Here is a 22839-nt window from a genome sequence, read left to right as displayed (position 1 = left end):
CAGATGTGACCACCGCCTTTGGGCCAGCCGCCCTAGGCCGCGAACCCACCGGCGCTGGTCTGCACAAAGGCATCAGCGCATTGCTTGGCCAGGTTGCGCACCCGCCCGATATAGGCCTGGCGTTCCGTCACCGAAATAACCCCGCGGGCATCCAGCAGGTTAAAGATATGGCTGGCCTTGATGCACTGGTCATAGGCCGGATGCGCCATGATGATGCGTTTTCCAGTCTTGGGGTCGTCATAGGCCTGGGCCAGAATGGTGGCGCATTCGGCCTCGGCCTCTTCAAAATGGCGCAGCAGTACATCGGTGTTGGCCACATCAAAGTTCCAACGGGCGTATTCTTCTTCGGTCTGCTTGAAGACATCGCCATAAGTCAGCGGGATCGGCGCATCCGGATCGTTAAAGGGCATGTCCATCACATGATCGACGCCCAGCACATACATCGCCAGACGTTCCAGCCCATAGGTCAGCTCGCCGGAAACCGGGTGGCAGTCGTGGCCGCCGACCTGCTGGAAATAGGTGAACTGGCTGACTTCCATGCCGTCGCACCAAACCTCCCAGCCCAGGCCCCAGGCCCCCAGGGTTGGGCTTTCCCAGTCGTCTTCGACAAAGCGGATGTCATGCATGCCCATGTCAACGCCGATTGCCTCAAGACTGCCGAGGTAAAGCTCTTGCAGGTTGGGCGGGCTGGGTTTGATCAGCGCCTGAAACTGGTAGTAATGCTGCAATCGGTTGGGGTTTTCACCATAGCGCCCATCGGTGGGGCGGCGCGAGGGCTGAACATAGGCGGCCGCCCAGGGCTTGCTTCCCAGCGAGCGCAGCGTGGTGGCCGGGTGAAAGGTGCCTGCGCCCACTTCCATGTCATAGGGCTGCATGATGGCACAGCCCTGGTCGGCCCAGTAATTTTGCAACCGCAGAATGATCTCTTGAAAAGAGCGCGGAGCGGCTCTGGCCGCGCCAGATGTCATCTCAGATGTATGGCCGGTGGTCTGGGTCATGTCCAAATCCTTGGTATGGGGCGAAGTGCAGCAGCAAATGCGCGCTTCTTCCTATGCAAGCCCCCCGGCAGGGTCAACGGCTAGAACGCCGCCAAACCCCGCCAGAGGGCCGTAGCCACACATAGCGCGGGCCGAAACCCGCCTTTTGTCCACAACAATTGCCCGGCCAAACGGGTTTGCCGTGACAATAAGGCCATAATCCTCAGATTGCTGCAACGCCGGGCGAATTCCCCCCTGCAAGAGGCGTTCCCTTTACTGCTGCAAAATGTTTATCTGCGCCGCAATAATTTGGTTTACCGGGATAGGGTCCTGATAATGAAAAAATTGATCGCCGCATTGGTTCTGTCGCTGCAGGCGCTAGCCATTGGCTTTGTCGTGCCCGCGCAGGCACAGCAAAACACGCAGGAAACCGTCTGGATCCAGGTGGCCGCGCGGCCCTCTCTGGCTTCGGCCAGCGCAGAGGCGCGCGCAATCGCCGCCAGACTGCCGGATGTGGCCGGGTTTTCCCTGGGCGGCGGCTGGTACGGGGTGCTGATTGGCCCCTATACTCGCGAAGATGCGAATCGCGTGCTGCAGGTCTATCGCTCTGAAGGGCAGATCCCGCGCGACAGTTTCATCGCCTTTCCCGCCAACCTGCGCACCCAGTTCTATCCGCTGGGCGAAGATGCCGCCCAAACGAATGCAGTACCAGCAGATCCTGCACCGCAAACAGCGGAAACAGCGGCCACGGCACCAACCAGCCCAGAGGCCGACCAGGCCCCCGAAACCGCGCCTCTTGTCATTGCGGACCCTGCGCCAACCCTGCCCGACGAAACCCCGGCACAGGCGCGGCGCAGTGAAAGCCTCCTCAGCAGGGACGAGCGGAAAGATCTGCAAACCGCCCTCAAGGCGGCCGGGTTTTACACCTCTGCCATCGATGGCGCCTTTGGTCGCGGCACCCGCAGTTCCATGGCAGACTGGCAGGTCTCGAACGGCTATGAGGCGACAGGTGTGCTGACCACCGCGCAGCGCCAGGCGTTGATGGATGAATATAACGCACCGCTGATTTCGGTTGGCATGCGCCGGATTACCGATGAACAGGCTGGCATTTCGCTGGAGATTCCCGCCGCAGAGGTAGCGTTTGCCCGCTACGAGCCGCCCTTTGCTCATTACGACAGTTCTGGCGATCTGGGCCTGCGGGTTCTGCTAATTAGCCAGCGTGGCGACAAGCGCACGCTCTATGGTCTTTATGATATCATGCAGACACTGGAAATCGTGCCGCTGGAAGGCCCGCGTTCGCGCAGCGGCGACAGCTTTACCCTGGAAGGGCGCAACAGCCGCTTTACCTCCTTCACCCAGGCCAGCCTGAAGAATGGTGAAATCAAGGGCTTTACCCTGATCTGGCCCGCCAACGACGAGGCCCGCCGCAGCCGGGTTCTGGCCGCCATGCAGGACAGCTTTGAACGCCGTGACGGCGTTTTGGATGATGCCGCCGGCGCCGATATTCAACAGGATATCGACCTGCTGTCCGGCCTGGAAATCCGCAAACCCAAGATGTCGCGCTCTGGCTTTTTTGTCAGCTCCGATGGCGCGGTTGTGACCACATCTGATGTGGTGCAGGGCTGCACCCGCGTGACGCTGGATCATGGCTACACGGCAGAGGTGCTTGCGCGTGATAGCAAAAATGGCCTAGCCATCCTGCGCCCCGCACAGGCGCTGGCCCCCATGGCCGTGGCAGAGCTTAGCGGCCACAGCCCGCGCCTGCAGTCCGATATTGCGGTCTCTGGCTTCTCCTACGAGGGGGTTCTGGGCGCACCAAGCCTCACTTGGGGTAAGCTGGCGGATGTGAAAAGCCTGGATGGCAATCCCGATGTCGCCCGGCTTGAGCTGACAGCGCAGAGCGGCGATGCCGGGGGACCGGTTGTCGATGCCTCGGGTGCCGTACTGGGCATGCTGCTGCCGCAGGCGGCCGATGATCGCCAACTGCCCGACGGCGTCAGCTTTGCGGTGAATGCTGCGGCCATCCGCAGCGCGCTCGACAACGCCGGGCTAAGCGTCCAGACCCAACCTGCAGGCGCGGATCTGACCAATCAGGCGCTGACCCGTCGCGCCACAGGCATGACCGTTCTGGTCAGCTGCTGGGACTAACCCCAGTTCAACCAGCCAAGATCGCGGCGCCTGTTACTGGGCCGCAATCCAGAACAAATACAAAAAGACGCCGGTGGGAAACCACCGGCGTCTTTTTATTCGATACGGATGCGAGCCTTGGGACCGCGCTGTTCCCTGTGCTCCGGTCGGGTGGCCGTTCAATAGGGATGGATGCGGCCATCCCAGGTGTGAAAACATCCCGTCGTCCCGAGGGTCAGCACCTCGACTTCTTCAATCAGGCCCCTGGCTGCATCTTCCACGCAGATATCGCCTTGGTCGCCGCCCATATCGGTGCGCACCCAGCCCGGGTGATAGATCCCAACGGCAATGCCCTTGGGGCGCAGATCCGTGGCCAGATTGCGACCCACATTCAACGCCGCCGCCTTGGAGGCCCGATAGGCATAGCTGCCGCCGGGTGCGCGCGCGTGGCTGGCCATCTGCGAAGAGATAATAGCAATCTTGGGCGCATCCGCTTGCCGCAGGTTGGGCAGCAGCGCCTGCACCGTCAAAAAGACTCCGGTGACATTCACCGCCAGGCTCTGGCTCCAGATTTCGGCGGTATAGTCTTCCAGCGCCATCCCTTTATCGAGATAGACACCTGCGTTGCACACCAAGAGATCAACAGGGCGCCCCTCCAGTTCGCTGGCAAATCGAGCCTGTGCGGCGGGATCGGTCACATCCAGCTGGGCAGGGCCAGAGCCATCTCGCGATGTGCCGGTCACCTCATGACCCTGGCTGCTCAGCTGAGTGGCCATTTCAAGGCCAATGCCACGGTTGGCGCCGGTAATCACAATATGCATGGGATCTTGCCTCGTAAATCTGTGTTCGCTGGTCTAATTTGTCTTCCGATTGCGCCCAAAGGGCAACGGCAAAACCGGAATACCTTCCTCGATCAAGGCCTTGGCCTCCTCTGGCTTGGCCTCACCATAGATGGCGCGTTCCGGCGTATCTCCCAGATGCATCGCCCGCGCTTCGCTGGCAAAATCCTTGCCCACATAGTCAGAGTTTGCCTCGACCTGACGGCGCAGAACACGCAGGGCACGCTGCAGTTCTGCGGCCTGCCCCTCTGCCGGGGCGCTCAGCGCGCCAGGCCCGGCGACAGGACCGCCCCGGGTGCCATGGCTGATCGCTGGGTCAACCTTTGCAGTGGGCATCGCGGCGGCCACCGGGCTATGCGGGCTGCTGCCCGCGCCCTGCTGACAGAGATCCGACACAGTACTGCCCTGCTCTGGTTCACCAATACCTGAAACCGCCTTGCGCCCGGTGCGCACCCGCGGTGCCATGATGGCCTTTTCGACCTTGGCACTGCCACAAAAGGAACAGGTCACCAGCCCGGCAGAGGCCAGTTTATCAAAGGCAGAGGCCGACTGGAACCAGCTGTCAAAGCTGTGACCTTCGGCGCATTTCAGGCTGTAGTTTATCATTCTCTTACTCGTAGCAGGCTTTGCTGATTAGCGGGGCAGTAAATTCAAAATCAAGAGGAAAAATGGCCCTCCTGCAGGGGAACAGCACCTGTATTCAGCTTTCGCCGTCAGGATGCATCGGCGATCACAGGGCGCAAAGACACGGGGCCAGCGGGTCACGGGGCCAGCGGCAGGTGACTGACAAATCCCTCCAGCACCTGCGCCTCGGGTAGCCCCGCGTCAATCGCAAGGCGGCGCAGGCCAAAATGGACCAGGGCCACCTCGTGATAATAGCCCGAATAGACATAGTTCGCCGTCGCCCCGGCAGCTGCACCCAAAACAGGCACCGATTGCGCTGCCAGCTTGTGCCCCAGTGCAGTGGCCAGACGGGGGGCCACAGTGCCGATCAGCTGATTGATCGCCTGGCCAGACAGACTCAGACGGAGCGAGAAAAAGGCCGTTTCAGCCCCATCATCATGCGCCAATGGCCCGGCAGAAGCAAAGACCCGCATACAGTCAAACATCACGCTTTGCGCATCAGGGTCGAACCCTTCGGATGCGGCGGCATCTTGAATTGTGCGCAATAAAAACGCGGTCGTCGCCGGCAGTTCCACCAGCGCCCCCGGCAGCCCAGCAGCGCCGCCCGCTGCCCCCATGGCCGTACTGACCAAACGATTGACCCTGGGCGTTTGCCCCGGCATCACCCGGCGGGACTGACGTGCCGCCTGCATGGCCAGATGCAACGCCTGATGGGTCGACTGCTCCAACTGCCCGCGCAGCCCAGCTGGCAACCGCGCCAACAGACTTTCGACCCGACCGCCCAGCAAATTGAGAAGATTAACCCCAAGGCCACTTGCCGCTTGGTAGCGCTGCGCGAGGGCCGCAAGCTCGGCCTCAAACTCGGCCCCTGTCAGGCTGCGCCGATCTGTCAGTATCTCAGTCATCCTGCCGCACTCCTTTAAGAAAAGATTGGCCCGCAGGGCACGGGTTTCAAGGCCTGGACAGGGGGGCGCCAGCGGCTTCCCAGCGAACCACCCGCCCGGAAACCCCCTGCCAGGCCCCCGGATCCGTAGCCAAGCCCAGCACCCGATCCGGGTTGGTCGGCGGCGGCATTTCGACCCCCGCAAGGCGGCGAAACCCAAAGCGCTGGTAGTAGGGCGCGTCGCCGACCAGCATCACCCGCTGCCAGCCATGCTCTGCCGCCTTGGCCAGACTGTCACGAATAAGAGAGCCACCAAGCCCCTCTCCCTGGTGGGTGGGATGGACCGCAACCGGCCCGAGCAGCAGCGCGGTGACACGGGTATTCGGCGCATCTTCGGCATTGGTGGCTTGCCGGGCAACAGCCTGGGAATCGCAAACCTGGGGCACCGGGTCACAGCATTCAATATGGACAGGCCAGAACCGGATCGCGCCCGCCAGAATACCCAGTTCATCACGGGCCACCTGGCTCAACCCCGGCACCGGGGGCACATCATCGCGCAGGCGGTAAGACGACAGCGCCTCGCGCCCCGGCGCAAAGCACAGGTCATAAAGCGCCTCGACCTCCCAGCGATCATCAGGTTGCTCTGCCATCAGTTCGATCACGCCACTTGACCTCCGCGCGCTTGCCCGCACCTCTCGGGGCTGGAATTCGCCCTAGCACGGGCGTAAGTCTGGAGCAAACAATTGGAGACGCGTCATGTTCTATCGCCCCGAAGACGGCCACGGGCTGCCCCACAACCCCTTTAACGCGTTGATCACGCCGCGCCCGATCGGCTGGATCTCTTCACGCGCCGCCGACGGACAGGACAATCTGGCGCCCTACTCCTTTTTCAATGGCGTTGCCTATACGCCGCCGCAGGTGATGTTTGCCTCGACCGGCAGCAAGGACGACCAGCCCGGCACCAAGGACAGCCTGGCAAATATCGAGGAAACCGGCGTCTTTTGCGTCAACATTGTCGCCTACGAAATGCGCGACGCGATGAATACCACCTCTCAGGCGCTGGCCAAAGAGGTGGACGAATTCGACCATGCCGGCCTCACGGCTGTAGACTGCGACACGATTGACTGCGCCAGAATCGCCGACGCCCCAGCGGCGCTGGAATGCAGGCTCACCCAGATCGTCACCCTGCCGGGCGCGGCCAACCGGGTCGCCTTTGGCGAGGTCACCGGCATTCATCTGCGCGACGACTGCCTGCGCGATGGCATCTTTGATGTGACCACATTCCAACCGCTGGCCCGGATGGGCTATCGTGACTATAGCGTGATCCGAGAGGTCTTCTCACTGGCACGCCCTGATGACTAAGGATTTCTGATGCCCCTGCCCAACCCGGCCCTGCGCAACCCGATTGTCTTGCCAGATGGCCAGCCCCATGCCGGAACAGTCATGCTGTCGCGTGTGATTTCGCACCCCAATATCCAGATTGGGGACTATAGCTATGCCTCCGATTTTCAGCCACCGCGGGATTGGGCCAGCCATCTTGCCCCCTATCTCTTTGCCGGCGCGCGTGAACGGCTGGTGATTGGCCGGTTTTGCCAGATCGCTCATGGCGTACGCTTTATCACCGCCTCTGCCAATCACGCCCAAGAGGGGATCAGCTGCTATCCCTTCCCGGTGTTTGATCCGGCCCAGATGGCCGATTTTCAGCCAGATATCCGCGACACGCTAATCGGGCATGACGTCTGGATTGGCTATGGCGCGATGATCCTGCCCGGGGCCCGGATCGGCGATGGCGCCATCATCGGCGCGGGCGCGGTCGTGCGCGGCACCATACCGCCCTATGCGATTGTGACAGGCAACCCCGCCATTGTTGCCCGCTTTCGCTTTCCAAAACCGCAGATCGCGCGGCTGCTGTCGCTGAAATGGTGGCACTGGCCACAAGAGCTGCTGGCGCGCGCCGAACCGGCCCTGCTGTCGGGTGATCTGGAAATGCTGGAAAGCCTCGCCCCCGACTGACCCGCCCCCCCCGCGCCACCCCTGACCTGCTGCTTCGGAGCCATCCTCGTCTTGCCCAAAGCAGTGCAGATCGGCGTCCGAAGTGCAGGCCAAATCGCCGAGGCTCCGCGCCCCATCGGGGCGGGGATGCGGCTATTATGCTTGTCGCGCCGGGCACCGATCTGCCAGGCATAGGCAAGAAAAGAGGAGAGGCCGCAAGCAGCAGATGCTGCTTGGGTGAATCCGAGCCCCCAAACAAACAAAACAGCCGCGCCCCGTCAGGGGCGCGACCGCATAACAAACTGGCCGGGTGGCCGCTGGATCAGTGACCGCCCAGAATGCCGGTTTTCACCGAATAATCCACCGCGACCTGATATTCAGGATCATCATCACTATCGATCATCAGATGGCCGGCCTTAGCCAGCAACTCATGACAATCCCGGCTGAGGTGGCGCAGCATCAAGGTCTTGCCTGCCGCCTCATATTTGCCGGCGATGGCCTCGATTGCCTGCAACGCGGACTGGTCCACAACCCGGCTGCGTTCAAACTCGACAATCACCTTGTCGGGGTCATTTTCCACGTCGAACAGCTCGATGAAGCCATCGGTAGAGCCAAAGAACAGCGGCCCTTCGATCTCATAGACCTTGGCGCCTTCCTCACTTTCGGATTCGCGGGTAATGGCATGAATACGGCGTGCATTGTTCCAGGCATAGGCCAGCGCCGAGACGATCACCCCAACCACAACCGCAATGGCGAGGTCACTCATTACGGTGACGACAGTCACCAGGACAATCACAAAGGCATCCATCGGCGGGACTTTGGTCATGATTTTCAAGCTGTTCCAGGCAAAGGTGCCAATCACCACCATGAACATCACACCGACCAGCGCCGCCAGCGGGATCTGCTCGATCAGTGGCGAGGCCACGACAATGAACAACAACAGGCAGAGCGCGGCCACAATACCGGCAATCCGGGTCCGGCCACCCGATTTCACATTGATCATCGACTGACCAATCATGGCGCAACCACCCATGCCGCCAAAGAAGCCGGTGATCACATTTGCGGTGCCCTGGGCGATGCATTCCTGACTGGCGCCGCCCCGCTTGCCCGTGATTTCCCCCACCAGGTTCAGCGTCAGCAGGCTCTCGATCAGGCCAATGGCGGCCAGGATCACCGCATAGGGCAGGATGATCTTCAGTGTTTCCAGATTGAACGGTGCCAGCATATCCCCGTAGATGCCCAGCCCTTGGCCAAAGGGATTATGCAGCGAGGGCAAGGCCCCCTTGATCGACGCCATATCCCCCACCCGCGGCACATCCAAGCCAAAGATGATCACAATACCGGCCACGATACCAATCCCGGCCAGCGGCGCGGGAATGATCGAGGTGATCTTGGGCGTGGCCCAGATGATTGCCATGGTCAGCCCTACCAGCCCCAGCATCAACATCAACGACAGGCCAGACAGCCACTCGGCGCCACCACTGCCGGGCACCTTGAACTGCGTCATCTGCGCCAGGAAAATCACGATCGCCAGACCATTCACAAAGCCCAGCATCACCGGATGCGGCACCAGACGGATGAATTTCCCCCAATGCATCACCCCGGCGATCAGCTGCAAAATGCCCATTAGAACCACGGTGGCAAAAAGATATTCAACCCCGTGCTGGGCCACCAGCGCCACCATGACCACGGCCAGCGCACCGGTGGCGCCAGAAATCATCCCCGGGCGCCCGCCAATCAAGGCTGTTACCAGCCCAACCATAAACGCCGCATAAAGCCCAACCAGAGGGTGCACCCCGGCGACAAAGGCAAAGGCCACCGCTTCGGGCACCAGGGCCAGCGAGACTGTGAAACCCGACAAGATCTCGGTGCGCACCCGAGCAACGGACCAGCCTTCGTCCTGCATGATTGAAAGGTTCGGCGGGGATATATGATTGGCCAGCAGGGCCATGGCGGCGCGTCTCATGGGGGATACCTGTGATTGGAGGAGCTTTGTTCGCTGCCCGCCCCTAGCGGAATTTCGCCAATGGCACAAGGGCTGGGGCCGCTGGTGGCGACCTGGCCGATCAGATCGGCCAGGCCAAGACACTGGTCTGAACACTGGCCACAGCAGCTGCCGCAAAATACAGCCCCAGCCCAAAGCTGACATGGGTCAGTAAACTGCGTCGACGCGCGGCCCAGGGGTTGGGCAGTTTGCGCGCCGCAAGCCCCAGCCCAAGCCCCGGCTGCAGGGTTGTCATAGGGATCACCACGGTCAGCGCACCAAAACCAAGGCACGCCAGCAGCTGCGGCTCTGCCAATGCCGCACGCCCCAGCAGCAGCCACATCGCCCCCGCCAGCCCAACGCCGACAACATAGTGAAACAGCCAGCCCAGGGCCCGGTCAAAGGACTGCGCCGGGGCGGTCTTTGGGTCCTTCAGCACCCAGTGGCCCTGCGCAACCTGTCCCAGCCAGCGCCCCACCAGGGCCCAATCCATGGATTTCTCGTGCAACAGGCGACTGCGCAGCACGTTACAGAGATCCATAAACCCCGTCGCGATAAGCCCCACCAACAAAATGCGCCCCATTTCCAGATAAAACCCGCTCATCCAAAACTCCTTTTCTTGACGGATGATTGTAACAGGTGTCTTGTTTGCAAATTAAAGCGAGCTTGAGGTCAAGATGAAATCGATGGATATCGCCGATGTGGCTGCACGGGCTGGTCTGAAGCCCTCTGCCCTGCGCTATTATGAAGAGCTGGGCCTGATTGCCGCCGACAGCCGCAAGGGGCTGCGTCGGCAATATGATGCCTCGGTGCTGGACCGTCTGGCATTGATCGCCATGGGGCAGCGGGCCGGGTTCTCGCTGAGTGATATTGCCAACATCTTTGGCCCAGCCAGTGCGGCGCAGGCGGACTTTACCCTTGATCGGGACCGCTTGCTCAGCCGCGCAAAGGAAGTTGACCAGCGCATACGCGAACTGACCATCCTGTCGCGTGCCCTACGTCATGTCGCCCGCTGCAAGGCGCCGCGCCATTCCCAATGCCCGACCTTTCGCAAGATGATGGACAGCACCCTGCTGCAGCCCGATCGCAGCCCCCCATAGGCCGCGCCACCACGGACCGCCAGCCATCCGACACAGTGGCCGCTGCAGTTGTCAAACCCCCGCCAGACAGGCACAAATCAACGGGCACAACAGCAAAGCCCCACCCCGGCAGGCAGAGCAAAAACCAACCAAATACAACAGGAGCAAGACGCGTGACACAGGATACCATGATCGCCGTGATCGGCGGATCCGGCATTTATGAAATCGACGGGCTGCAGGATGCCAGCTGGACCTCGGTTGAAACCCCCTGGGGCGCACCCTCGGATCAGATCCTCACCGGGCAGCTGGACGGGGTAAAAATGGCCTTTTTACCCCGTCATGGACGCGGCCATGTGCATTCGCCAACCGAAGTTCCCTACCGCGCCAATATCGACGCGCTGAAACGGCTTGGGGTGACGGATGTGTTTTCTGTTTCCGCCTGCGGCTCCTTCCGCGAGCAAATGGCGCCGGGGGATTTTGTCATCGTCGATCAATTCATTGATCGGACCTTTGCCCGCGAGAAGAGCTTCTTTGGTACCGGCTGCGTCGCCCATGTAAGCGTCGCCCATCCCACCTGTGCCCGCCTGTCCGATGCGGCCGAACAGGCCGCCCGCGCGGCAGGCGTAACGGTGCATCGCGGCGGTACCTATCTCTGCATGGAGGGGCCGCAGTTCTCGTCGATAGCAGAATCCAAAATCTACCGCGAAAGCTGGGACTGTGATGTGATTGGCATGACAAACATGCCCGAGGCCAAGCTCGCACGTGAGGCCGAACTATGCTATGCCTCCATCGCCATGGTTACCGATTACGACAGCTGGCACCCTGATCACGGGGCTGTCGATATCAGCGACATTCTGGCCACGCTACAGGGCAATTCCAGCCATGCCCGCGCGCTGGTGCGTCACCTGCCCGCGCTCTTGGGGGCAACACGCGCCCCCTGCCCGCAGGGCTGCGACCGGGCGCTGGAATTCGCCGTGATGACCGCCCCCGAAAAACGCGATCCGGCCTTGCTGGCAAAATTGGATGCGGTGGCGGGCCGGGTGCTGGGCTGACCAACACCAACAGGCAGCTTTTTGCAACTGGGGGCAGACCATTTGGCCTGCCCCCTTTTTATTTCGCCGCCCGCACCTTCATTAGACAGGTAGCTTCACGGCGTCGTGATACGACGCATTCATAGTTATCAAACAAATTTGAGAGAGCACCACATGCGCCAAAATGGATTGGATATTGCACGGTTTCTAGCCTATTGCGGCATGGTTCTGGTGAATTTCAGGATTGCAGCGCAGGTCACTGCTGGGCCGGATTTTGCCTCGCTGCTGACCAATAACCTAGAGGGCCGTGCCGCGGCGCTTTTTGTTGTACTGGCCGGAATTGGCCTGACCATGGGCACAAGCAGAAAACGCGAAATCCTGGCACGGGCCGGGGTTCTCTTTGCGCTGGGGCTCTTGAACCTGCAGGTGTTCGAGGCGGATATTCTGCATTTCTATGCGCTGTATTTTCTGCTCGCCCTGCCCTTTGTGAACGCCGCCCCCCGCCACCTGCTGGCCGCCGCGCTTGGCGCTGTAGTGATTGGCCTTCTGGGACTGTTCCTGCTGGACTATGAGGCGCATTGGGATTGGAATAACCTGAGCTACGCCGAGTTCTGGACCTTGGAAGGATTTCTGCGCCACGCCTTCTTCAATGGCTGGCACCCGGTTTTTCCCTGGGTCAGCTTTGTCTTTATTGGTATGTGGATCGGGCGGCAGGATCTGGGGCAAAAAGCAGTTCAGAACCGGCTGGTCCTCTGGGGGGGCGCCTGCGCCCTGCTCGCCAGCCTTCCCGGCCAGATGATACAAGTTCCGGATCTGGCCGCAGTTCTCGGCACCGCGTCGCTACCGCCGGGGCCGTTCTACATCCTCGCGGCCAGCGGCAGTGCCGCACTGATCCTGGGCCTTGTGCTGCGCGTCACCCCAACGCTGGATCGGCTTGGCCTGGGCGAATGGCTGGCCGCGCCGGGACGGATCGCGCTGAGCCTCTATATTGCGCATATACTGGTGGGCATGGGCACGCTGGAGGCCCTAGGGCAGCTGGATGGCAGTCTCACCCCGCAACAGATTCTTGGCTACAGCCTTGGCTTCTGTGCGCTCTCCATGCTGGTGAGCTGGCTTTGGGCCCTCATTGCCAGACGCGGCCCGCTGGAAAGCCTGATGCGCCTGACAACCCGGGTATTTCGGTGACCCGATGGGGATGCGCCGCACCCCGCCCCCTTGCGTGCATCCGCCACATCAGCCAAACCCTGTTGGCCTGAAGGCGCGCCCTACGATACCATCTGCCAATAACAGAAAGCCGAACCATGCCAAAGAAGACAGCCGTCAAAGACTATATCCGCACCATTGTTGATTTCCCCCACGAGGGCATCATGTTCCGCGATGTCACCACGCTCTTTGCTGATCCGCGTGGCTTTCGCATGGCCATCGACCAGATGCTGCACCCCTATGCCGGTGAGCGGATAGACAAGGTCGTCGGGCTTGAGGCGCGGGGCTTTATCATGGGAGGAGCCATTGCTCACCAGCTCAGCGTCGGTTTTGTGCCCATCCGCAAAAAGGGCAAGCTGCCGGGCCGCACCATTAGCCAAGACTACAAGCTGGAATACGGCGAAGCCATCGTCGAGATCCATGAAGATGCCATTCAGCCAGGCGAAAAGGTTCTCGTGGTTGATGACCTCCTGGCCACGGGCGGCACCGCCTCTGCCGGGATCAAACTGATCGAGCGCTTGGGCGGGGAAATCATTTCCTGCTCCTTTATCGTTGATCTGCCCGATCTAGGTGGCCGCAAGGTTCTGGAAAACATGGGAATGGATGTGCACGTCTTATGCGAATTCGAGGGCGAGTAACCTCACATCCCTGTCCCTGACGCAGCGGTGCCCTCCCGCCCGTCAGGCCTCCATCAACATGGAGAACTTCCCGTTGGGCATGGCCTTTATGGCTGGAACAGCCATAAAGGCGCGCCGCGCGGATGCGCGGCGCCGGGCCCAAGTGGCCATCCTTCCTCAGGAAGAGTACGGGCTACGCGGGAGCCCCCCTTTGCTGCCTCGCAGGGCCGTATCAAACGCGCTACAGTGGCAGAACCGCACCGGGGTTCATGATCCCATTGGGGTCCAGCGCCTGTTTGATCGCCTGCATCGCTGCCAGTTTCACCGGATCGCCATAGCGCTGCAGGTCGGCAACTTTCATCCGGCCGACCCCATGTTCGGCACTGAAAGAACCGCCCCGTTCCTGCACCAGATCATGCACCCTGCGTTTGACAGCTGCGGCAAGATGTTCGTAGTCTGCGCGCGATTTTCCTAGGCCCGGAAAGACGTTATAGTGCAGGTTCCCATCGCCGAGATGCCCAAAGCAGTTGACCCGCATATCCCCCTCGCCCAGGGCGGAAATTGCCGCACCGCCGGCCTGGATGAAATCAGGGATCTGCGAAATCGGAACCGAAATGTCATGGCTGGAAATCGAGCCGACCATGCGGTTGGCCTCGGGTATCTGTTCCCGCATCGCCCAGAGCGCCTGCGCCTGGGTTTGCGATTGCGCGATTACCCCGTCCTCGGTCAGCCCCGCCTCTAGCGCCGCTTCAAACAGGTCTGTGAGAGCCGCAACCGGATCTTGCCCGCGCGACAACCCCAGATCGATCAGCACCGACCAGGTGGGCGGCTCGGCAAAGGGTTGGCGTAGCTGTGGCAGGTGCTCTGCCAGAAAGGCCAGCCCCTGCTGGTGCATCAGCTCAAAGGCGCTCACCCCCTCGCCCAGGCGATCACGCGCCAGGGCCAACAGGGCAATGGCGGCCTCAGGCGTTGGCACAACAAAGACCGCAACTCCCTGCCGGGCCGGGATTGGCGCCAGCTTAACTGTGGCTGCGGTGATCACGCCCAAAGTCCCCTCGGCGCCGATCAGCAGGTTGCGCAGATCATAGCCGGTATTGTCCTTGCGCAGGCGGCTCAGCCCGTTCCAGATCTCGCCATTTGGCAACACGGCCTCAAGCCCGAGACAGAGATCACGGGCATTGCCATAGCGCAGCACATTGACCCCGCCGGCATTGGTGGCCAGGTTGCCGCCGATCTGCGCCGTGCCTTCGGCTGCCAGAGACAGCGGAAACAGCCGGTCCTGCGCCAGGGCTGCCTGTTGCACATCGGCCAAAATGGCACCGGCTTCGGCCACCAGAACGTTTTCCTGTGGATAGACAGCCCGGATGCGCGCCATGCGTTCCAGCGAGATCAACAAGGGCGCAGCCCCGTCGGGCATGACCTGTCCGCCAACCAACCCGGTGCCGCCACCATAGGGCACCACCGGCACACGGGCGTTATTGGCAGCGCGCACAAGGGTGGCAACCTGGTCGGTGCAGGTCGGCTTGGCCAGCAGCCCCACCTGCCCCTGATAGCGGCCACGTGGCTCTTCCAGATATCGCGGTTCACATGGGCACAGCACCCCCTCTGGCAGCGCAGCAGAGAGGGTAGCAGCAAAGACAGCATCAGCGGATTTATATGTCATCCCCCTGCATCCCCAATCCGGCGCCCGATGGCAAGCCTCTTGGCCCAGATCATGGGCAACTCGGCCCGGCAGCTGTGCGATTTCACCGGGTGGCTGCAAACCCACTCAACCGACCTGGGTTCGCCCCCGGCGATCATGACGCAGCGCCGCGTACAATACATGGGTGCGCCAGCGCCCGGCAATCTGCAAATAGGACTGCGCCACGCCTTCGTATTTAAAGCCGGATTTTTCCAGCAACCCGCGCGAGGCGGTGTTTTCAGGCAGGCAGGCCGCCTCGATCCGGCTCAGATCGAGCTTGCCATAGGCATAGTGCACCACAGTGCCTATGGCTTCACGCATGTAGCCCTGTCGGCCAAAGGGCTGACCCGTCCAATATCCCAGCGTTCCCGCCATCGCCGGTCCACGCCGGATATTGTCCAGGGTGATCGCCCCGACGATCACCTGATCTTCGCGCCGGATCAGAAACAGTGGCAGCGCCGTTCCAGAAGAGATCGAGCGCTGCGCCCAATAGACCCGATTGGTAAAGGATTTGCGCCCCAAATGATCCGCCGCCCAGGCTGGCTCCCAGGGGGTAAGATAGGCCTGACTTTTCAACCGCAGCGCTGCCCAGGGCTGAAAATCCGAATGCACCGGCGGGCGCAGCGTCAGGCGCTCTGTTTCAAGTCGGAGTTTGCGACGGCTCAGCAGCATCAGGCGATACGACGCGCCTGCAGCGCGGCAAGGCTGGGGGCGCCCGAAACCGGACCATAGAGCGCCATGGCTGCGGGGGCGCGCAGGGCAAGCCCTTCGGCCATCTGGCGCACATCCTCGGTGGTGACCGCATCAATCAGGGCGACAGTTTCCTCCAGCGGCGGCACCCGTTCCCAGATCTGCACCAGACGCGCCAGACGTTCAGCCCGGTTGGTCGGGCTTTCCAGCCCCATCAGCATGCCTGCCTTCATCTGGGCACGGGCGCGTTCAACCTCGGCGTCACTCATATCCTGGGCTGCACGCTTCATCTCATCAATGGTGATATGCGCCAGTTCTTCCAGCTGATCGCCCGCAGTCCCCGCATAGATCGTGGTGCTGCCGGTATCAGCATAAGCGCCGGCCTGGGCAAAAATGCTATAACACAGCCCGCGTTTCTCGCGCACCTCCTGGAACAGGCGGCTGGACATGCCCCCGCCCATAACACCGGCATAGATCTGCGCCGTATAGATCGCATCGTCCCGATAGCCTGGGCTTTCAAAAGACAGGGCAAAATGTGCCTGCTCCAACTCTTTTGTATGGCGTGACTCGCCGCCAGTAAAATGGGCCGGTTCCATCACCCGGCTGGGACGGGACACCATATCGCCAAACAGATCTTCGGCCAATTTCACCAGAGTGGCATGATCCACAGCGCCAGCAGCAGAAAGGATCATCTGCTCTGGCCCGTAGTGTTCATCAACAAACTGCGTCAGGTCTTCGCGACTAAAGGCACTGACCCGTTCTGCCGGACCAAGGATACTGCGCCCCAGGGGCTGGTTGTGATAGCTTTCTTCCTGCAGCCAGTCAAAGATCACATCATCCGGCGTATCCAGCGCCTGGCCGATCTCTTGCAGGATCACGCCGCGCTCTACCTCGATTTCGCGCGGATCAAACACCGGGTTGCGCAGGATATCAGCCAGAACATCCAGCGCCAGCGGCACATCATCCTTCAGCACCCGCGCATAATAGGCCGTGACCTCGCGGCTGGTATAAGCGTTGATGTAGCCACCGACATCTTCCACCGCCTCGGCGATCTGCAACGCAGACCGCCGCTTGGTGCCCTTGAACGCCATATGTTCAAGGAAATGGGCGATACCGTTTTGCTCCAGCCGCTCGTTGCGCCCGCCAGCTGTGACCCAGATCCCGATAGAGGCGGATTGCAGCCCTGGCATGGACTCCGTCACCAGACGGAAGCCATTGGCAAGTTGATGTTGCTGGACGCTCACTGTTTGTTTCTCACTCTGTGATGTTCTTTCTGATATGGGATTCGATGGCGCCAAGGTCATTGGCGATCTGGCTGACCCGTTCGTCGCGTTCAAACAGATCCGCCATCCGTTCAGGCAGGGCCGGATGAAGGCCAGAGGCCTCTTTGACGGCGGCAGGGAATTTGGCGGGATGGGCGGTGGCTAGGGTAATCATCGGCACCTCGGATTCGCGCTGCTCGGCAGCGACCTTGACCGCCACGGCACCATGCGGACACAGCAACTCTCCTGAGGCGGCAAGTTCAGACTTGATCGTCTCCAGGGTTTCTGCCTCGGAGGCGCGACCCGATTTATAGGTCTCGGACAGGGCCTGCATGGCCCCCTGGCTCACCTCAAATCCGCCCGACTTCAGCTCTTCCATCAACTGCGCCACCGCGCCTGCGTCCTTGTTATAGGCAAAATACAGGGCGCGTTCAAAGTTTGACGAGACCTGAATATCCATCGACGGAGAGATCGAGGGCACGGTGTCACCCTTGTGATAGCCGGCCCCGCTCAGGCAGCGGTGCAGAATATCGTTCTGATTGGTGGCAACCACCAGATCCTTGACCGGCAGGCCCATTTGCTTGGCGATATAGCCGGCGAAGACATCCCCAAAATTGCCAGTGGGCACGGTAAAGCTCACCTCGCGGGCGGGCGCGCCAAGGCTGACGGCAGAAGAGAAGTAATAGACCACCTGCGCCAGCACCCGGGCGATATTGATCGAATTCACCCCGGCGAGCTTCACCCCGTCGCGGAACTCAAAATCATTGAACATATCTTTGACGCGCGCCTGGCAATCGTCAAAATCGCCGTCCAGCGCCAGAGCATGGACGTTCTTGTCGGCAGGCGTGGTCATCTGGCGCCGCTGCACCTCGGACACGCGACCATGCGGATAGAGAATAAAGACATCAACATTGCTGAGGCCGCGAAAGGCCTCCATCGCGGCGGACCCGGTATCGCCCGAGGTCGCCCCGGCAATGGTCACCCGCTCGCCGCGCCGTTCCAGCGCCACCTGAAACAGCTGGCCAATCAACTGCATGGCAAAGTCCTTGAAGGCCAGCGTCGGGCCATGGAACAGCTCTAGCAGGAAATGGTTCGGGGCCAGCTGTTTCAGCGGCGCGCGGGCGCGGTGGTCGAACCCGGCATAGGCCCGCGCAATGATGCCACGGAACTCTTCATCTGTAAAACAGTCGCCCAGGAAGGGGCGCATCACCCGAAAGGCGGTTTCCTCATAGGAAAGCCCGGCAAGGGCTGCGATCTCTGCCTGGCTCATCTGTGGGATTTCGGCTGGCACATACAACCCGCCATCACGGGCCAGCCCGGTCAGCATCGCGTCTTCGAATGACAGTTCGGGCGCCAGGCCACGGGTAGAGACATATTTCATCGCTTCAACCTTCTGATTTAGCGTTTGAGCGCCATAGGAAAGAGGCGGTCATCGCGGCCCAGATGAAGGCCAGCGAAAACCAGGTGATCGCATATTGCAAGTGGTCATTGGGAATCAAGGCGGTGCCCACCGGCATCAACCGGATAGCGCTGTGCTCTGGCGGAGCCTCGCGCAGCACCAGCAACACAGGCGCGCTGTTCAGCGCCTCGGCCATTTGGGCCACATCCCGGCTATACCAGATATTGGCCTCCAGCTCAGGTGCAGGGGTGAAATCATCGGTGTCATCCGGCCAGTGCAGGTTGCCCACCAAGGCCGCAGCGCCAATGGGGCGTGCCTTGGTCTTGGCGCTGGCGGGCACATAGCCGCGATCCAGCATCACTCGACGGCCATCACTGGTGACAAAGGGCGCAATGATCCGATAGCCCGCGCCCAGATCCTTGATACTGGTAAAGACATGCAACTCGCCCGGCAGGATTTCCCCCTCCAACCGCACCGGCAGGTATTTATCGCGGGCCTCATTCACATCGGCAGGCAGGGCCACCGGATCCGCCGCAATACGGGTTTCAATCTGGTCCAGGACCGCCTCTTTCCAGGCCAGGCGCTGCATCTGCCAGATGCCCAGACTCAGCAAGGCCGCCAGGCCAAGCCCGCCAATGACGGAAAGAAAAACCAATCGCTGCATGTCAGTCCTGTTGCCATAAAAAACAGCGCATGAGTTTCCCCATGCGCTGTGCTTGATACGGTCTGTTGCCGGGTTTTAAAACCTCAAACATGTACCCGGTACATTCGACCGGGTACAGCTGCCAGATTACATGACAGGGGCACCCCAGAGGTAGACGGCAAAGAACAGGAACAGCCAGACAACATCGACAAAGTGCCAGTACCAGGCTGCGGCTTCAAAACCGACGTGCTGTTCAGGGGTGAAATCGCCCTTCATCGCCCGGATCAGACAGACGGTAAGGAAAATGGTGCCCAGCAGAACGTGGAAGCCATGGAAGCCCGTCGCCATGAAGAAGTTCGAGTAGAATTCATCCTCGCCAAACTTCCAGCCCTCATGCGCCAGCAGTTCATAATATTCATAGGCCTGCAACAGGGTAAAGAAGACGCCCAGAACGATGCCGATGGCCAGGCCCTGTACCAGTGACTTGCGGTCATTGTCATGCACCAGCGCATGGTGCGCCCAGGTAACGGCACAGCCCGAAAGCAGCAGCACCAGCGTGTTCATCAGCGGCAGATGGAACGCATCCACAGCATGGATCGCAGGGGCAACATATTCAGTGCCGACATAGGTCTCCATCGGGTAGATCGCATGTTTGAAGAACGACCAGAACCAGGCAAAGAAGAACATGACTTCGGACATCACAAACAGGATGAAGCCGTAGCGCAGACCAATCCGTACCACTGGGGCATGATCGCCCTCGCGGGCCTCTACGACCATTTTGGACCACCAGTCAAAGGCCGTGTACAGGACGGCAACCAAGCCGATCCAGAACATCCAGGCAGTGATGCCGTGCATCCAGAGAACTGCCCCAAAGAGCATGATGAAGCCACCAACAGCCGCCATAAGCGGCAAAATCGATGGAGGCAGAATGTGAAAATCGTGATTTTTAGCGTGCGCCATTTAAGTGTCCCTCACCCATCGGCCTGGTTCGTGGTAAGATCTGCCCCGGTGTTTTCCCCGGTCTCGAGGGCGGCATAGCCCTCGGGCAGATCGATTTCATAAAACGTGTACGAAAGCGTGATCGTATGCACGAATTTTCCGTCCCGGTCGGTAACAATTTCCGGGTCGACAAAGAAGGTTACGGGCATTTCCACCCGTTCCCCCGGTTGCAGCACCTGCTCGGTAAAGCAGAAGCAGTCGATTTTTTCAAAGAACGCACCTGCGGAATAGGGCGTCACATTGTAAGAGGCCTGGCCTGCGATAGGCCGGTCCGTTGGATTATAGGCTTCATAGAATGCCAGGCCGGTTTCACCGATCTGGATCTCCATTTCGCGCTGCACGGGTTTGAATTCCCAGGCAAAGTCGCGCGCCTTGGAGGCGTCAAAACGCACCGTAACGGTATCGTTCAAGATGGTGTCAGAACCGCGCGCGGCCACACCTGTGACACCACCAAAGCCCGTGACCCGGCAGAACCAGTCATAAAACGGCACCGAAGCCCAGGAGAGAGCGCCCATGGTGATAACAACGGCCACCAGTTGCAGAACCGTCTTTTGTGGACCCTGCATCGCCATCAGTCCTGTGCACCCTGTTCCTGCGGAAACTGAAACCCGTTCGAGGTCACCTTGACCATGGTCAGGGCCAGCACCAGCACCACAAAACTGCCCAACAAAAGGCCCACGCCCATATTGCGGCCAAAGCGGCGTTTGTGAAGGTCGTGTTCTTTATTCAAAGCCATTTTACCAGCCTCCCAGTCCATAGGGTTTCAGGCTTGCTTCCACCAGAATGGCACCAAAGTGCAAAAACAGATAGAGCAAGGACAGCTTAAAGAAGCCGCGCTCTGCCTTGAAGTTATCGGCTTCAGAGTTGTCTTCGTTGCGGCGGGAAATTTTCCAGGCACCCAGCAGGAACAGCGCGTTCATCACCACTGAGACGGCCAGATAGATCGGTCCGCCAATGCCGGAAAACGCGGTACCAACGGCCAGAACAGCCAGCAGGATCGTATAGACGAGAATATGAACCCGTGTAGAGCGGCGCCCATGGGTCACCGTCAGCATCGGCACACCTGCATCATCGTAATCCGAACGCATGAATAGGGCCAGCGCCCAGAAATGCGGCGGCGTCCACATGAAGGTCAGGGCAAACATCAGCCAGGGCTCGACCGACATGCTGCCAGTGGCCGCGATCCAGCCGATAACGGGTGGAAAGGCCCCCGCAGCGCCACCGATCACGATGTTCTGTGGCGTCACCCGCTTCAGCCACATGGTATAGACCACCACGTAGAAAAAGATGGTAAAGGCCAGAAAGGCCCCGGCCAGCACATTGGTTGCCAGTGCCAGCATGATCACCGACAGCCCCGACAGCGCCAGTCCCAAGCTAAGCGCTTCGCCGGCTTCAACCTTGCCCGCCGGAATGGGGCGCGATTTGGTGCGCTTCATCACCCGGTCGATATCGGCATCCCACCACATGTTCAGCGCGCCAGAGGCCCCGCCACCAATGGCGATGAACAAGACAGCACAAAAGCCGATCACCGGATGCACGCCAACCGGCGCCGCCAGCAGGCCGACAAAGGCGGTAAAGACCACCAGTGACATGACCCGTGGTTTCAGCAGCGCGAAATAGTCGCCAAAGCTGGCCTCGTCTTCGCGGGACGTGCTGCTGGCATTGATGCTTGCGTCGCTCATCATTGACCCTTTTGTCGACAAGAAATGCGCAGCGATCTGCGCATTTCTTTGAGTTTCCACCCTATTTCAGCCCGCCTTCACGCGCCAAAACGAGATATCATCGGCTACCGCTTCAGTTGGAAGCGACCAGATAAGATTGGGGCAGACCGGCATATTCGTCGATCGCGCCTTTCAGCCATGCGTCATAAGCCTCTTGGCTGACCACTTTGACGGTGATCGGCATATAGGCGTGGTCCTTACCACAGAGTTCGGAACACTGACCAAAGTAGATGCCTTCTTTTTCAGCCTTGAACCACAGCTCCGCCAGACGGCCGGGAACCGCATCCTGCTTCACGCCGAAGGCAGGAATTGTCCAGGAGTGGATCACATCCGCGCCTGTCACCTGCATTACGATGGTCTTGCCGACGGGCACAACAACCGAAGTGTCGGTGGCCAGCAGATATTCATCTTCGGCAAAGCCGTTTTCAGCCAATTTTTCCTTGGGCAACAGGAAGCTCTCAAAGCCAAACTCGTGGTCTACATATTCATAGCCCCAGTACCACTGATACCCGGTCACCTTGATTGTGATGTCGCCTTCAGGGATTTCCTGCTGGCGAAACAGTTCGGGCAGCGAGAAAGAACCAATGAACACAAGCACCAGAATGGGGATCAGGGTCCAGGCGATTTCGATCGGGGTGTTGTGGGTAAAGCTCGCCGATTCTGGGTTGGCACGGCGGTTGAACCGCACAATAGCGTAGAGCATCAGCCCAGCGACAAAGAGGCAAACGACGGTGATGATGATAAGAATCATCCAGTCGAGTTGGTGGATGCCTTCGGCAAGTTCAGTTCCCGCCGGTTGGAAGTTCAGGCCGCCATTTGTCGGCTTACCAATAGTTTCCAATCCTTCTTGCGCGACGGCTGGAAGACTGGAAAGGCCAGCAAAAAGGCCCGAAAGCATCAAAGCATTCTTCATATCATGTCCTGATCTTTATTGATCGTGTTGTTCCTACAGCCGATCACGCCCGCAGAAATGATGATTCCACAAAACGCGTCTGACCCGTTGTCTTTGATGCTGCTTAAAATCATATTCAGGCGTACAGATAAAGAGGCAGGCAAGCGTCAAAGCGTCGCTTTCTTGATTTAGATCA

24 protein-coding genes are annotated in these 22839 nt (G+C 60.2%); 7 read left to right on the top strand and 17 right to left on the bottom strand.

The genetic code is table 11. The features are described 5' to 3' along the window. Positions 1 to 32 precede the first annotated feature (32 nt). Complete coding sequence (locus LRK71_RS11520; RefSeq protein ID WP_232403800.1) at positions 33 to 998, bottom strand: glycine--tRNA ligase subunit alpha; 966 nt, start codon at positions 996 to 998, stop codon at positions 33 to 35. 315 nt (positions 999 to 1313) lie between these two features. Here LRK71_RS11520 and LRK71_RS11515 point away from each other — a divergent pair, with 315 nt between their 5' ends. Beyond that, positions 1314 to 3125, top strand: coding sequence for a serine protease (locus LRK71_RS11515; RefSeq protein WP_232403798.1), 1812 nt, complete (start codon positions 1314 to 1316; stop codon positions 3123 to 3125). Between the two features lie 158 nt (positions 3126 to 3283). Here the strand turns inward: LRK71_RS11515 and LRK71_RS11510 are convergent, their stop codons facing one another. The 4 genes from LRK71_RS11510 to LRK71_RS11495 all read right to left on the bottom strand — a co-directional run bounded on the left by LRK71_RS11510 (position 3284) and on the right by LRK71_RS11495 (position 6112). Continuing rightward, a complete protein-coding gene (locus tag LRK71_RS11510; protein ID WP_232403796.1) occupies positions 3284 to 3925 on the bottom strand; it encodes an SDR family oxidoreductase in 642 nt (213 codons plus the stop codon). A 33-nt stretch (positions 3926 to 3958) separates the two neighbouring features. After that, on the bottom strand, positions 3959 to 4549 hold the full coding sequence (locus LRK71_RS11505) for a DUF1178 family protein (protein WP_232403794.1): 591 nt from the start codon (positions 4547 to 4549) through the stop codon (positions 3959 to 3961). Between the two features lie 155 nt (positions 4550 to 4704). Next, entirely contained in the window at positions 4705 to 5472 is a 768-nt protein-coding gene (locus LRK71_RS11500; RefSeq protein WP_232403792.1) for an EcsC family protein, read from the bottom strand. A 46-nt stretch (positions 5473 to 5518) separates the two neighbouring features. Further along, a complete protein-coding gene (locus LRK71_RS11495) occupies positions 5519 to 6112 on the bottom strand; it encodes a GNAT family N-acetyltransferase (RefSeq protein WP_232403790.1) in 594 nt (197 codons plus the stop codon). A gap of 94 nt (positions 6113 to 6206) precedes the next feature. Between LRK71_RS11495 and LRK71_RS11490 the strand changes: the two genes are divergently transcribed. Beyond that, positions 6207 to 6812, top strand: a complete 606-nt coding sequence (locus tag LRK71_RS11490; RefSeq protein ID WP_232403788.1) for a flavin reductase family protein — start codon at positions 6207 to 6209, stop codon at positions 6810 to 6812. A 9-nt stretch (positions 6813 to 6821) separates the two neighbouring features. Beyond that, complete coding sequence (locus LRK71_RS11485; RefSeq protein ID WP_232403786.1) at positions 6822 to 7463, top strand: CatB-related O-acetyltransferase; 642 nt, start codon at positions 6822 to 6824, stop codon at positions 7461 to 7463. Positions 7464 to 7764: 301 nt separating this feature from the next. Here LRK71_RS11485 and LRK71_RS11480 read toward each other — a convergent pair whose 3' ends face one another. Beyond that, positions 7765 to 9408 (bottom strand): SulP family inorganic anion transporter, encoded by a 1644-nt coding sequence (locus LRK71_RS11480; protein ID WP_232403784.1) that lies wholly within the window; start codon positions 9406 to 9408, stop codon positions 7765 to 7767. A gap of 100 nt (positions 9409 to 9508) precedes the next feature. After that, positions 9509 to 10030 (bottom strand): DUF2938 family protein, encoded by a 522-nt coding sequence (locus tag LRK71_RS11475; protein WP_232403782.1) that lies wholly within the window; start codon positions 10028 to 10030, stop codon positions 9509 to 9511. Positions 10031 to 10103: 73 nt separating this feature from the next. Between LRK71_RS11475 and LRK71_RS11470 the strand changes: the two genes are divergently transcribed. The 4 genes from LRK71_RS11470 (at position 10104) to LRK71_RS11455 (ending at position 13377) form a co-directional block, all read left to right on the top strand. Continuing rightward, the gene (locus LRK71_RS11470) at positions 10104 to 10526 is read left to right on the top strand and encodes a helix-turn-helix domain-containing protein (protein WP_232403781.1); all 423 of its coding nucleotides are present in this window, start codon (positions 10104 to 10106) and stop codon (positions 10524 to 10526) included. Positions 10527 to 10693: 167 nt separating this feature from the next. Continuing rightward, positions 10694 to 11557 (top strand): S-methyl-5'-thioadenosine phosphorylase, encoded by an 864-nt coding sequence (locus LRK71_RS11465; protein ID WP_232404164.1) that lies wholly within the window; start codon positions 10694 to 10696, stop codon positions 11555 to 11557. A gap of 153 nt (positions 11558 to 11710) precedes the next feature. Further along, positions 11711 to 12721: a DUF418 domain-containing protein gene (locus tag LRK71_RS11460; RefSeq protein WP_232403780.1), complete on the top strand. Its 1011-nt coding sequence runs from the start codon at positions 11711 to 11713 to the stop codon at positions 12719 to 12721. Between the two features lie 116 nt (positions 12722 to 12837). Beyond that, complete coding sequence (locus LRK71_RS11455; RefSeq protein WP_232403772.1) at positions 12838 to 13377, top strand: adenine phosphoribosyltransferase; 540 nt, start codon at positions 12838 to 12840, stop codon at positions 13375 to 13377. Positions 13378 to 13597: 220 nt separating this feature from the next. On the opposite strand, the gene LRK71_RS11450 is transcribed toward LRK71_RS11455, so the two are convergent. The 10 genes from LRK71_RS11450 to coxB form a co-directional block, all read right to left on the bottom strand. Then, the gene (locus tag LRK71_RS11450) at positions 13598 to 15019 is read right to left on the bottom strand and encodes an FAD-binding oxidoreductase (RefSeq protein ID WP_232403770.1); all 1422 of its coding nucleotides are present in this window, start codon (positions 15017 to 15019) and stop codon (positions 13598 to 13600) included. 105 nt (positions 15020 to 15124) lie between these two features. Next, positions 15125 to 15709 (bottom strand): GNAT family N-acetyltransferase, encoded by a 585-nt coding sequence (locus tag LRK71_RS11445; RefSeq protein ID WP_232403769.1) that lies wholly within the window; start codon positions 15707 to 15709, stop codon positions 15125 to 15127. Continuing rightward, positions 15709 to 16971, bottom strand: coding sequence for a M16 family metallopeptidase (locus tag LRK71_RS11440; protein WP_232403767.1), 1263 nt, complete (start codon positions 16969 to 16971; stop codon positions 15709 to 15711). The genes LRK71_RS11445 and LRK71_RS11440 overlap by 1 nt, the downstream gene beginning before the upstream one ends. A 10-nt stretch (positions 16972 to 16981) precedes the next feature. After that, on the bottom strand, positions 16982 to 18370 hold the full coding sequence (gene thrC, locus LRK71_RS11435) for a threonine synthase (RefSeq protein WP_232403765.1): 1389 nt from the start codon (positions 18368 to 18370) through the stop codon (positions 16982 to 16984). Between the two features lie 4 nt (positions 18371 to 18374). Continuing rightward, a complete protein-coding gene (locus LRK71_RS11430; protein ID WP_232403763.1) occupies positions 18375 to 19052 on the bottom strand; it encodes an SURF1 family protein in 678 nt (225 codons plus the stop codon). Between the two features lie 126 nt (positions 19053 to 19178). Further along, the gene (locus LRK71_RS11425) at positions 19179 to 19991 is read right to left on the bottom strand and encodes a cytochrome c oxidase subunit 3 (protein ID WP_232403761.1); all 813 of its coding nucleotides are present in this window, start codon (positions 19989 to 19991) and stop codon (positions 19179 to 19181) included. 11 nt (positions 19992 to 20002) lie between these two features. Then, positions 20003 to 20602: a cytochrome c oxidase assembly protein gene (locus LRK71_RS11420; RefSeq protein ID WP_232403759.1), complete on the bottom strand. Its 600-nt coding sequence runs from the start codon at positions 20600 to 20602 to the stop codon at positions 20003 to 20005. Continuing rightward, the gene (locus LRK71_RS11415; RefSeq protein WP_232403756.1) at positions 20602 to 20766 is read right to left on the bottom strand and encodes a cytochrome c oxidase system small membrane protein; all 165 of its coding nucleotides are present in this window, start codon (positions 20764 to 20766) and stop codon (positions 20602 to 20604) included. The genes LRK71_RS11420 and LRK71_RS11415 overlap by 1 nt, the downstream gene beginning before the upstream one ends. 1 nt (position 20767) lies before the next feature. Beyond that, positions 20768 to 21712, bottom strand: coding sequence for a heme o synthase (gene cyoE / locus LRK71_RS11410; protein WP_232403755.1), 945 nt, complete (start codon positions 21710 to 21712; stop codon positions 20768 to 20770). A 112-nt stretch (positions 21713 to 21824) separates the two neighbouring features. Next, the gene (gene coxB / locus LRK71_RS11405) at positions 21825 to 22664 is read right to left on the bottom strand and encodes a cytochrome c oxidase subunit II (RefSeq protein WP_232403753.1); all 840 of its coding nucleotides are present in this window, start codon (positions 22662 to 22664) and stop codon (positions 21825 to 21827) included. Positions 22665 to 22839 lie beyond the last annotated feature (175 nt).

This window comes from Pseudophaeobacter flagellatus, assembly GCF_021228235.1.
GTDB lineage: Bacteria > Pseudomonadota > Alphaproteobacteria > Rhodobacterales > Rhodobacteraceae > Pseudophaeobacter > Pseudophaeobacter flagellatus.
This window is presented reverse-complemented; position numbering and strand designations above follow the sequence as displayed.